Genomic DNA, 12,635 nt, shown 5'->3' with positions numbered 1-12,635 from the left:
TCTTACTTTTCTTTCTAATACACAGGTGGTAAAATATAAAGAAGATCAAGAACGTGAGGTAACAGATATGGATAAAGAGATTCTAAATTATACTCAGAACCGGGAGTTATCGTGGCTGAGATTCAACAAGAGAGTATTGGAGGAGGCACAGGATACATCGGTGCCTCTTCTGGAGCGTATGAAGTTTGTTGCGATCTTCAGCAGCAATCTGGATGAGTTTTTTATGATCCGTGTGGGCAGCCTGTTCGATATGGCGCATACGGATGCGAACAGACGGGACAGCCGTTCCGGTATGACGCCCAAGGAGCAGCTTGATAAGATATTCGAGGCGGCCGCGCCGCTTTATAAGGAGCGGGATAAGGCTTATGCGGATATTAAGAAGCAGTTGAGTCCTTACGGTATATGCGGAATGAACTTCAAGGAATTGGAGCAGAATGAGAAGAAGTATGTGAAGAAGTATTTTAAGGATCAGATCTTGCCGGTGCTGTCTCCTCAGATCGTGGATGCCAATCATCCGTTTCCGCATCTGCTGAATAAGGAGGTCTATGTTACGGCGAATCTTAAGTTCAAGGAGAAGTCGAACTCTAAGAGTATGATGGGGCTTGTTCCGATCCCGCAGTTTGTATCGGACGTCCTGTATCTTCCGGGCCATGATATCCGTTATATTCGGATGGAGAAGGTGATCATGGAGCATCTGGATCTTGTCTTCTCCAAGTACGAGGTGTCGGACGCCAACTATATCTGTGTGACGAGAAACGCCGATATTGCGCCGGATGATGAGGCATTGGAAGTCAGCGATGATTTCCGTTACCTTATGAAGGAGACTTTACATAAGAGGCGGAGAATGGCGGTGGTCCGGCTTGAGATCGCGGAGAAGCTAAAACCGGATATGGAAGCGTATTTCTGTGAGAAATTCAACATTGAGCCGCATCAGATCTTCCGAACGAAGATACCGATGAAGCTGGCATTTATATTTGCTATCAGTGATAAGCTGCCGGAATCCATGAAGCGTTCGCTCACTTATCATCCTTTTACACCCCAGAATTCAGCTCATGTACAGGACGGCGGCATGATGCGCCAGGTAAAGAAGAAGGACATTCTGCTGTTCTATCCTTATGAGAGTATGAATCCGTTCCTTAAGATGATCAAGGAAGCTTCTGTGGATCCCAATGTTATGACCATCAAGATCACGATCTACCGTCTTGCGAAGAAGGCAAGGCTGGTTGAATACTTGTGTGCGGCTGCGGAGAACGGGAAGGATGTGACCGTGCTGATCGAGCTTCGGGCCAGGTTCGACGAGCAGAATAATATCGACTGGTCCGAACGGATGGAGGAGGCCGGATGCCGTGTGATCTATGGATTTGAGTCTTATAAGGTGCACTCTAAGATCTGTCTGATTACTTACCGCAGCCGGAATGAGATCCAGTATATCACGCAGATCGGAAGCGGTAATTATAATGAGAAGACGGCGGCCATGTACACGGATCTGTCGCTGATGACCGCGAATCCGGCGATTGGGAAGGACGCGGTAGAGTTTTTCAAGAATATGTCCATCGGGAATCTGGACGGCACTTATGAGCATCTGATCGTAGCTCCGACCAGCCTGAAGCAGAAGGTCCTGTATCTGATCGATGAGGAGATCAGGAAAGGAAGCGGCGGCAGGATCATCATGAAGATGAATTCGCTGACGGATGTGGATTATATCAGCAAGATCTGCGAGGCCTCCAGGGCTGGAGTGCGGGTGGACCTGATCGTTCGGGGGATCTGCTGTATCCTTCCGGGTGTTCCAGGCTATACGGAGAATGTCCGGGTGATGAGTATCGTAGGGAGGTATCTGGAGCATGCGAGGATATTCAGCTTCGGCACGGGTGCGTCCCAGAAGATCTATATCGGCTCGGCTGATATGATGACGAGGAATACAGAGAAGCGGGTGGAGGTTGCCTGCCCGATCTTAGACGACAATATCCGGCGGCAGATCAACCATTACTTGAAGGTGATGTTAAGCGACAATGTGAAGGCAAGGGTGCTTCAAAGCGACGGGTCGTATGTGAGGAAGAAGGCCGCGGATTCTCAGGTGGATTCCCAGGCGGCGTTCATGGAGGAAGCGATCCATGCCAAGAGAGAGGAGCCGGACAAGGATAGGACAATCAGCGAGTGGATCAAAGGATTCCTGGAGAATATCAGGAAATGATGACTGTGTGCAGGCAGAGATTTCGCCGGCACAGACAATACAGAACAGGTGGGAGAGATTGACAGTTATATGGGGAAGTCACTTTATATTGCGGAAAAACCCAGTGTGGCGCAGGAATTTGCAAAAGCGCTGAAGATAAGGGCGAGAAGAGGAGACGGGTACCTGGAGTCGGATGAGGCGGTAGTTACCTGGTGCGTCGGGCATCTGGTTACTATGAGTTATCCGGAGGTGTACGATCCGGGGCTTAAGAAGTGGAGCCTTGAGACCCTGCCTTTTATACCGAAGGAATTCAAGTATGAGGTGATTCCGGCGGTTGCCAAACAGTTTCAGATCGTTTCGGGACTTCTGAACAGGAAGGACGTGGATCGGATCTATGTCTGCACCGATTCTGGACGGGAGGGAGAGTATATCTACCGCTTGGTAGAACAGCAGGCCAATGTGAAAGGAAAGGAGCGCCGAAGAGTCTGGATCGATTCCCAGACGGAGGAAGAGATCTTACGCGGCATCCGGGAGGCGAAGGATCTGAAGGAATATGATAATCTGTCGGCGTCCGCTTATCTTCGGGCAAAGGAAGACTATCTGATGGGAATTAATTTCTCGCGGCTTCTGACGCTGAAATACGGTAACAGCATTTCTAATTATCTGAAGACCAGGTATTCTGCCATATCAGTGGGAAGAGTCATGACCTGCGTGCTGGGCATGGTGGTCCGTCGGGAGCGGGAGATCCGCGAATTTGTCGAGACTCCGTTCTACCGGGTGGTGAGCACGAACGGAGAACCGGGGGAGACTTTCGAAGGAGAATGGCGGGCGGTGAAGGGGTCGAGATGGTTCGAGTCGTTTGACCTCTATAAGGAAAATGGATTCAAGGAGAGGAAGAAGGCAGAAGAGTTGATCGCTTATCTGAGCGCAGAGGAGCCACTCACCTGCCAGATCATTTCCATAGAGAAGAAGAAGGAGAAGAAGAATCCGCCGCTCTTGTTCAACCTTGCGGAGCTGCAGAATGAATGTTCGAAGCGGTTCAAGATCAGCCCGGACGAGACGCTTCGCATCGTACAGGAATTATATGAGAAGAAGCTGGTCACATATCCAAGAACCGATGCCAGGGTCTTGTCTGCGGCGGTGGCGAAGGAGATCCACAAGAACCTGAACGGTCTGATGAAATACGAGCCGGCAGTACCATATCTTAAGGAAATCGTAGGCTTTGGAAGTCATAAGGGCTTAGAGAAGACCCGGTATGTCAATGACAAGCAGATCACTGACCACTACGCGGTCATTCCCACGGGACAAGGGATGAATGAACTCCATTCCCTGCCGCGCCTGTCGTCGCAGGTGTATGATGTAATCGTGAGAAGGTTCCTGAGTATCTTCTATCCTCCGGCGGTCTATCAGAAGACCGCGATCGTGACGAAGATGAAGGAGGAGTCCTTCTTCGCCAGCTTCAAGGTGTTGGCAGAGGAAGGGTATCTGAAGGTTGCAGGAATCCCGGGGCAGAAGAAGGACGGCGAGAAGAAAGACGGCGATGAGAACACGGACGCTGCATTTTTCCAGAAGATACAGACCTTGAAGAAGGGCATGACGCTTCCGGTCCAGGCTCTGGAGATCAAGGAGGGCAAGACGACTCCGCCGAAGCGGTATAATTCCGGTTCGATGATCCTTGCCATGGAGAATGCGGGGCAGCTTATCGAGGATGAGGACTTGAGGGCGCAGATCAAGGGAAGCGGAATTGGGACCAGCGCCACTAGAGGCGAGATATTGAAGAAATTATTTAACATCGAATACCTTGCCCTGAATCAGAAGACCCAGGTTGTGACGCCGACACTGTTGGGGGAAATGATCTTCGACGTGGTGGAGCATTCCATCAAGTCGCTGCTGAATCCGGAGCTTACGGCGAGCTGGGAGAAGGGGCTTACCTATGTGGCTGACGGAGAGATTACGCCAGATGAATATATGAAGAAGCTGGATCATTTTATCGTGAGCAGGACGGAGGGCGTGAAGGCGCTGTACAATCAGGATCAGCTTCGGTCCTGCTATGACAGGGCGGCACAGGCGTACAGGAAGCCTGTGAAGGAGGGCAAGTCGGCAAAGTAAGCAGCTGTGGCCGGCATGATACGCATGGCAGGTTTCATCAGCTGTGAGTATAATACTCAGAAAGAGAGGAGAATAAGACATCATGAAGGAATTGACAGTTAAGGAATTGTACACATTGGAGGAGACGATCGCGAAGGAGATCTTCGACGGAGTGACCTACCCGTGGGAGGTGCTTCCGAAGATCGGGGAATTCATACTGCGTCTCGGCGCAGCTTTGCCTGAAGAAGAGTATGATAAGGTGGGCGAAGATGTGTGGATCGCCAAGTCGGCGGAGGTCTTCGAATCTGCGTATATCCACGGACCTGCGATCATTGGGAAGAATGCGCAGGTGAGGCAGTGTGCGTTCATCCGCGGCAACGCGATCGTGGGCGAGGGCGCTGTGGTCGGCAATTCTACGGAGCTTAAGAATGTGATATTATTTAATAAAGTACAGGTGCCTCATTATAATTATGTGGGAGATTCTATTCTCGGTTTTAAGGCCCATATGGGAGCAGGCTCTATCACATCCAATGTGAAGTCGGATAAGAAACTGGTCGTAGTAAAGACGCCCAAAGGGAATATCGAGACGGGGATCAAGAAGTTCGGTGCCATGCTTGGCGATGAGGTGGAGGTTGGCTGTGGCACGGTGCTGAATCCAGGCAGCGTGGTGGGAAGCAATACGAATATCTACCCGCTCTCCTGTGTCAGGGGATATGTGCCGGCGGGCAGTATCTATAAGAGACAGGGAGAAGTTGTGGAGAAGGAGGAAAGAGATGCATAAGATAGGTTTTATAGGTGTGGGCATCATGGGCAAGTCCATGGTCCGCAATCTGATGAAAGCCGGGTTCGAGCTTCATATCTATGCAAGGACGAGATCGAAGGTGGAGGATGTGATCGGCGAAGGAGCGATATTCCATGAGTGCATCAAGGACTGCGTGGAGTCCTGCGAAGCGGTGATCACCATCGTCGGATTCCCGCAGGATGTGGAGGAAGTGTATTTTGATGAACAGAATATCCTGGACAGCGCGGCGCCGGGAACATATCTGATCGATATGACGACTACAAGCCCGATGCTTGCTAAGAAGATCTATGAGTCGGGAAGCGGGAAGGGCTTCCATGTGTTGGACGCACCGGTGACAGGCGGAGATGCCGGAGCGAAGGCGGGAACCCTGTCCATCCTCGTTGGTGGTAAGAAAGAGGACTACGATGCTTGTATGCCGCTTTTTGAGGCGATGGGAACGAACATCAACTATCAGGGAGAGGCCGGATGCGGACAGCATGCCAAGCTTGCAAACCAGATCATGATCGCAGGAACCCTGTCCGGTGTCTGTGAGGCGTTGACTTATGCGAAGTCGAAAGGGCTTGACCTGCAGGTGCTTCTTGACTCGGTGTCCACAGGGGCGGCGGGAAGTAAGCAGTTAGATACCTTTTGTCCGAAGATCCTGGCGGATGATTATGCGCCTGGTTTCTTCATGAAGCATTTTATCAAGGATATGAAACTTGCGCTTATGGAGGCGAACAGAAGCGGTCTGTGCCTGGAGGTGTTAAGCCAGGTGTTGGCGAATTATGAGATATTGGCGGCGGAAGGACATGGAGATCTTGGAACGCAGGCGCTTATGAAGTATTATGAGGAGACGGCCTGCGGGGATGAAGAATAGAGGATTAAGTAACGAGAGGAGAAATGTAAGATGGCAAATGAGAATTATGTAACATTTGAGATTGGCAAGACGAAGCATATCGCGTTGGTAGCGCATGACGGCAAGAAGAAAGAGCTGGTGGAGTGGTGCGATAAGAATAAGGAGATCTTGAAGGGACATTTCCTGTGCGGGACGGGAACGACGTCCAGGCTGATCGCGGAGAAGACCGGCCTGCCGGTGAAGGGCTATAACAGCGGTCCGTTAGGCGGAGACCAGCAGATCGGCGCGAAGATCGTGGAGGGGCAGATTGATTTCATGATCTTCCTGTGGGATCCGTTGGAGGCGCAGCCGCATGATCCGGATGTGAAGGCGCTCCTTCGTATCGCGGTGGTATATGATATCCCGATCGCGAATAATCTGGCGACGGCAGATTTCCTGCTGAATTCTAGATATATGGAAGGGACTTATGACAGGAAGGTGCAGAACTTCAATCGGACCGTGCAGGAGCGGGTGGAGCAGATGAAGTAGGGTACTGTAGATTTAGTATAATTTGATTGCTAATAAGTATTGCGTGATATAGTGTTATATTTTCCGTGGAAGAGAATGTCGTAAGTGTTGTTGGGATATTTCATCAGTTAGAAAATTATCGGAGTAAAATCTAATGTTACAAAAGACTAGTACATCATTACATTAATCTTGAAGTAATAGTGCTTATTACTTGAGAATTAATGCAATGATGTACTAGTACACCGAATAATAAGTAACCAGCCATATAACTTGCCTGATTTTCCATCTGCATCGTTGTCGTCAATCGGTGTAGCGCCCACTACGCCTCATTTCTCCGCCTTGCATATGAAAAATCATTCTGCGTTATATGGCTAGAAACTTTTTTTCGGTGTACTAGTGCATGGACAAAATCAAAGAGTAAAGAAAAATGTAATGAATTATAGTACTTCATTACATTTTTTTTGCAAAAAATCATATTAATAATTCGTTTATTTACGTTATACTACCATGTAAAAATGGTTTTGTCAACATTTTGAAGGGGTGTGAACAGGATTTCTGATGGTATTTCTGTAAATTTCATTTAAAAAATCATAAATTTTCATTTCTTTCCGGCGATAAAATCAAGAAAATAAGGAGATTTTCAATCTATCGCCGTCAAAATTCTAGTCAAATTCTATAAGATCTGTTATTTCCACAAAAATAAGGGGGAAGAAGCTATAAATCCGCGGTTTTTGCATACCGATTCTTAAATGACCGCCGTCAAAATTCTAGTCAAACGAATTGAGAATGGCGTGAAATAGAGGTGAAACGGCTCTTTGTAATGAAGTACTATACTTCATTACATTTTTGACGAGATATGCGCAGGAAAGGAGCCGTGGATATGTCAATTGAATTATACGAACACAATCAGACAGCCTATCAGGCGGCTCTGGATATGCTGAAAACGGCAGGGAAGGCGGCGATCATCCATCCGACGGGAACGGGGAAATCTTTTATAGGGTTCAGGTTATGCCAGGATTTCCCGGAGAAGATTGTCTGCTGGCTATCACCGTCGGAATATATCTTCCGGACGCAAGTGGAGAATCTGGCGGCGAATACAGGGAAAGATGTAAGGTGCCTTGAGAATGTCAGGTTCTATACTTATGCGAAGCTGATGTCAATGACGGATGAAAAGTTGGAAGAGATCTGCCCAGATTATATTATATTAGATGAATTCCACCGCTGCGGCGCGGCCGTCTGGGGGCAGGGGGTAGAGAACCTGTTGTCTATGTATCCGAATGCAGAAGTGCTGGGGCTTTCGGCAACGGCGATCCGTTATCTGGACAACCAGCGAGATATGTCGGATGAGTTGTTTGACGGGAATGTAGCTTCAGAGATGACTCTTGGCGAGGCGATCGTGCGCGGGATCCTGAATCCTCCAAAGTATGTCTTGTCCGTGTTCTCTTATCAGAAGGAGCTGGCGAAATATGAGAGACGAGTACAAACGGCGAAGAGCAAACTGATCCGGGATGAAGGGGAGAAGCAGTTAGAAGCCTTGCGGCATGCTTTGGCTCAGGCGGACGGGCTTGAAGAGATCTTTCGTAAGCATATGAAGAATATCGCCGGGAAGTATATAATTTTCTGTGCGAATTATGAGCATATGTCGGAAATGATCGGGAAGGCGCAGGAGTGGTTCGGGAAAGTGGATCGGAATCCGCACATTTATACGGCTTATTCCGACGATCCGGCGACGAGCCAGGCATTTGCAGATTTCAAGGCAGACGAGAGTGAGCATTTGAAACTGTTATATTGTATCGATATGCTCAATGAAGGTATTCATGTGGAGGATATTGACGGGGTGGTTCTGCTTCGGCCTACTGTGTCGCCGATCATATATAAACAGCAGATTGGGCGCGCGTTATCGGCAAACAAGAAGAAGGATGCAGTCATCTTCGATATTGTGCTGAATATAGAGAATCTCTATAGTATTGGAATAATCGAGGAGGAAATGCAGGTTGCCGCTTCTTATTATCATTTCTTGGATCGGGAGGATGAGATTGTCAATGAGCATTTCAGAGTGATAGATGAAATACAGGACTGTATTGCACTATTTGAAAAGTTAGAGGAGACGTTGACGGCTTCCTGGGATTTGATGTATGAGCATGCGAAGCAGTATTACCGGGAGCACGGGAATCTGGAGGTTCCGATGCGGTACCGGACGGAGGAAGGCTACGGACTTGGACGGTGGCTTCTGACACAGCGAAGGGTTCGCGACGGAGAGAAATACGGCGTACTGGGTACAGACCGGATACGAAAGCTTGATCAGATCGGGATGGTCTGGGGGAGTTACCGGGATCTTTCTTGGGAGAAGTATTTCAAGGAAGCGAGGAAATACTATGAGGATCACGGGAACCTAAATACGAATGTAAACGATGTGACGGACTCAGGGATTCGGCTTGGCGCATGGATCTGCCAGCTTCGGACTTACCGGAAGAGCGGAATCCAGAAAAGCTATCTGACAGAGGAGCGTATACAGGCGCTTAACGAGGTCGGGATGATCTGGGATGTGCCGGATTATTTGTGGGAAGAGAATTTCACGGAATGTCTGCAGTATTATAGGACGTATGGGAATCTGGATATTCCCAATGCGTACATATCGCCCAAGGGGCTTAAGATCGGCGGGTGGCTCAGACGGCAGCGGTTGATCCGCAAGGGGAAGACCAGCGGCGCGAAACTGACGCAGGAGCAGATCGGCAGACTTGACGGGATTGGGATGGTCTGGAAGACGAAGCCGGAGCGGCAGTGGGAGAAAGGTTATGTTGAGGCGAAGGCTTATTATGAGGAGTATGGGAATCTGAATGTGCCAGTATCTTATGTGAGTCCGGGCGGGTATAAGCTTGGGGGCTGGATTGCGGATCAGAGAGAGAAAGGGAAAGAAAAGCATTCCGATGAGCAGCAGAGGCAGTTGGATGAGCTTGGGATGGTCTGGGTGAAACCGGATTCCTGGGAAGTGAGGTTCGGGCTTGCGAAGGCTTATTATGAAGAGTATGGGAATCTGAATATTCCTTCGAAGTACCGGGCGGACGGGGTGTGGCTTGCGAAGTGGGTCAATGAGCAGAAACAGGTGTATGCCGGGAAGCGTGTTGGAAAAGAACTGAGGGAAGATCAGGTGCAAAGGCTTGAAGAGATTGGGATGGAGTGGGGACGGCGAAAAGTGGAAAGCCGGAACCGAAAATCAGTTCAGAAGAGTATTGCTTAGTGTGTTGGATGTTTGACACTACACAAAGGGTTACAAAGAAGGAGCAGTGGTGAAGTCCGACGGGAGTTGTGGAAGATAGTGGGATTCTCGCTAAGCGGAAGGAGTTTTATTGATGGATGAGTTTCAGGAAGTCGATGAAATCAATTTGGTTGATTTGATATTTTATTGGATTAAGAGATGGCGTTGTATTGTTGTATGCATGACTTTTTTTGCAATTATTATGGGAGTATATAGATATCAGACGACAATTACAGATAATCGTTTAAAGAAAGAACAGCAGTTGCAACAGCATTTGGCAGAACAAGTAGAAGAGGAAGTTGTGAATGTTCCAGTTGTATTTGAAGATCCATTATCTAGTGCAATTTCTTTTGCTATCATTGGAATGCTTGGAGGAATATGTCTAGCCTGCCTTGTTTTCAGTATAAACTATGTTATGAGTGGAAAATTACAGAGTGAGGATAAGTTCCAAGAAAAATTCGATATGTTATTGTTAGGAGTTATTCGCAAAAAAGAATCAAAGAAAAAATGGTGTGGATTCCTAGACCGTTGGATTTGCTGTTTGGAAGAAGGACCGTATGCTAAAATTCCAAGGAAAGAACAAATAAAGATTTCAGCTATAAATGTTCAGGTGGCAATTCATAAAAATTCAAATAAGAAGATAAAGAGAGTTATGTTGGCAGGGACTATTACAGGAGATGATATAATAGAAATTTGCGAACAGTTAGCAGGAGAGATTGACGATGTTATATTTTCTCCTTATAGACAGATTATATATCATGCAGAAGCACTAAAGAAATTGGAATATTATGAAGGGATTCTTTTTATAGAAAGGAAAGGAGAATCTTATGAGAAACTCATTCGGAAGGAGAGAGAATTGGCAGTAAGAAGAGGGGTAGAAGTGTTAGGAACAATTGTTTGTTAGAATTCATTAGTCGAATTTGAAAAATATAATAGATTTGCTACTTATTTGTAGTTTTGACACAATTACAAGATTTATATGATGATTAGGAGTCACTAATATGACAAATATTAAAGCAGGAAAAAATAATGTATTAAGAAATATTCCATTTAGTCCGCCTGATATTTCGGAGTTAGAGATAAATGAAGTTGTTGAGACATTGAAATCTGGTTGGATTACAACTGGTCCAAGAACTAAAGAATTAGAAAGAAGATTGGCAGAGTTTTGTCATACATCGAGAGTGGTTTGTCTGAATTCGGCAACTGCTGCAGAAGAATTAAATTTTAGAGTTTGTGGAATTGGATCAGGAGACGAGGTGATAGTGCCTTCGTATACTTATACAGCTTCGGCTTCAGTAGCAATTCATTGTGGTGCTAAAGTGATTTTTATAGATAGTCAAAAAGGTTCAACAGAAATGGATTACGATAAAGTGGCTAATGCGATTACTGAAAAAACAAAAGCAATCGTAGCAGTAGATCTAGGTGGAGTTATAGCTGACTATGATAGACTTTATGAAATTGTAGAAGCAAAAAGACGAGATTTTATACCGAGAGGTAATACAGAGTTGGGGCAAAGAATTCAAAAGGCAAAAGGACGTATTCTAATTTTTGCTGATAGCGCACATGCGTTGGGGGCTAATAAAAAAGGCAAAATGTCTGGACAATTTGCTGATTTTACTGATTTTTCATTTCACGCAGTTAAAAATATTACGACAGCTGAAGGTGGAGCTTCGACGTGGAAAGATATTCCGGATATAGATAATGAAGAAATTTATCGTCAATTTCAACTTTATAGTTTGCATGGACAAAGTAAGGATGCTCTTACTAAAAATGAGCTTGGAGCATGGGAATATGATATTCAAGGCACATGGTATAAATGTAATATGACAGATATTATGGCAGCGATTGGATTAAAACAATTAGAACGTTATCCAGATCTTTTAAATAGAAGAAAAGAAGTTATTGCAAAATATGATGAAATGTGTAATGCACTAGGTGTAAAGTACTTGAAACATTTCTCATCAAATAGTAACTCATCAGGACATCTCTATTTAACAAGGATCCCTGGAATAACAGATGAAATCAGGAGGGAGATTATTATAAAACTCGCAGAAAGAGGAGTGAATACCAATGTTCATTATAAACCATTACCAATGATGACGGCGTATAAAAAGTTAGGTTGGAATATTAAAGATTTTCCAAATGCGTATGATTATTATGAAAATCTTATAACATTACCTCTTCATACGAAACTCACAAATGAGGATGTAGATTATATTATTAAAAATTATAAGGAAGTAGTCAGTAACTATATTTAGAAGAGGAAGTTAGATATGGTTTTAAGAAAATGGGATGCTCTTCCAGATTTTATGAAATGTGAAGAAGTGAAAGAATATTATAACATATTAGAAAAAAGAAAAGCAGAATTGTTTTTAAAAAGAATCTTTGATATAAGTTTTTCCAGTATAATGTTGATGCTATTTGTAATTCCAATGATAATCATTTCCATTCTCATAAAGGTGGATTCTCTAGGACCCGTGTTTTATCGTCAAGAGAGGATTACTACATATGGAAAAAAATTTAAAATTCACAAGTTTAGAACTATGGTAAAAGATGCTGACAGAATCGGAACTACAATTACTGTAGATAGTGATTCGAGAATCACAAATATAGGAAAAATATTACGCAGATTTAGAATAGATGAGTTTCCACAGCTTTTAGATGTTTTATCAGGAAATATGAGTTTTGTAGGTACAAGACCCGAGATAACAAAGTATGTTAAACAATATAATAGAGAAATGTATGCGACTCTGTTATTACCAGCAGGAATAACATCTGAAGCTAGTATTTATTATAAAGATGAAGGGAAATTACTTAATAATTCAGAAGATGTTGAAAAAACATATGTAGAATGTGTGTTACCTGGGAAAATGAAATATAATTTAAATAGTATAAGAAAATTTGGTCTTATTAGGGAATTTGGAATAATGTTTAGAACAATATTTGCTGTTTTAGAAAGAGAATATAGATAGAGAAG

Annotated in this window: 9 protein-coding genes; all 9 read left to right on the top strand. The window is 45.3% G+C overall.

Going from position 1 to position 12,635, the window contains the following annotated elements; all coding sequences use genetic code 11:
- Positions 1–25 precede the first annotated feature (25 nt).
- The 9 genes from ppk1 to VSQ62_RS15870 all read left to right on the top strand — a co-directional run bounded on the left by ppk1 (position 26) and on the right by VSQ62_RS15870 (position 12,630).
- On the top strand, positions 26–2,191 hold the full coding sequence (ppk1, locus tag VSQ62_RS15910) for a polyphosphate kinase 1 (protein ID WP_334635794.1): 2,166 nt from the start codon (positions 26–28) through the stop codon (positions 2,189–2,191).
- A gap of 69 nt (positions 2,192–2,260) precedes the next feature.
- On the top strand, positions 2,261–4,279 hold the full coding sequence (locus VSQ62_RS15905; RefSeq protein ID WP_334635793.1) for a DNA topoisomerase: 2,019 nt from the start codon (positions 2,261–2,263) through the stop codon (positions 4,277–4,279).
- Between the two features lie 82 nt (positions 4,280–4,361).
- The gene (locus VSQ62_RS15900) at positions 4,362–5,039 is read left to right on the top strand and encodes an LbetaH domain-containing protein (RefSeq protein WP_334635792.1); all 678 of its coding nucleotides are present in this window, start codon (positions 4,362–4,364) and stop codon (positions 5,037–5,039) included.
- The gene (locus tag VSQ62_RS15895; protein ID WP_334635791.1) at positions 5,032–5,916 is read left to right on the top strand and encodes an NAD(P)-dependent oxidoreductase; all 885 of its coding nucleotides are present in this window, start codon (positions 5,032–5,034) and stop codon (positions 5,914–5,916) included. The genes VSQ62_RS15900 and VSQ62_RS15895 overlap by 8 nt, the downstream gene beginning before the upstream one ends.
- Positions 5,917–5,946: 30 nt before the next feature.
- Positions 5,947–6,423 (top strand): methylglyoxal synthase, encoded by a 477-nt coding sequence (locus tag VSQ62_RS15890; RefSeq protein WP_334635790.1) that lies wholly within the window; start codon positions 5,947–5,949, stop codon positions 6,421–6,423.
- A gap of 859 nt (positions 6,424–7,282) precedes the next feature.
- Positions 7,283–9,640 carry a Helicase associated domain protein gene (locus tag VSQ62_RS15885; protein ID WP_334635789.1) on the top strand — a complete coding sequence of 786 codons (2,358 nt, stop codon included), beginning with the start codon at positions 7,283–7,285 and terminating at the stop codon, positions 9,638–9,640.
- A gap of 112 nt (positions 9,641–9,752) precedes the next feature.
- Positions 9,753–10,562, top strand: a complete 810-nt coding sequence (locus tag VSQ62_RS15880) for a hypothetical protein (protein ID WP_334635788.1) — start codon at positions 9,753–9,755, stop codon at positions 10,560–10,562.
- Positions 10,563–10,659: 97 nt separating this feature from the next.
- A complete protein-coding gene (locus tag VSQ62_RS15875; RefSeq protein WP_334635787.1) occupies positions 10,660–11,916 on the top strand; it encodes a DegT/DnrJ/EryC1/StrS family aminotransferase in 1,257 nt (418 codons plus the stop codon).
- A 15-nt stretch (positions 11,917–11,931) separates the two neighbouring features.
- The gene (locus tag VSQ62_RS15870) at positions 11,932–12,630 is read left to right on the top strand and encodes a sugar transferase (RefSeq protein ID WP_334635786.1); all 699 of its coding nucleotides are present in this window, start codon (positions 11,932–11,934) and stop codon (positions 12,628–12,630) included.
- The last annotated feature ends 5 nt before the right edge of the window (positions 12,631–12,635 follow it).

Source organism: Sporofaciens sp. JLR.KK001 (assembly GCF_036941055.1).
Classification (GTDB): domain Bacteria; phylum Bacillota; class Clostridia; order Lachnospirales; family Lachnospiraceae; genus Sporofaciens.
The sequence above is the reverse complement of the archived record's forward strand: the minus strand, read 5'-3'. Positions and strand labels throughout refer to the sequence as shown.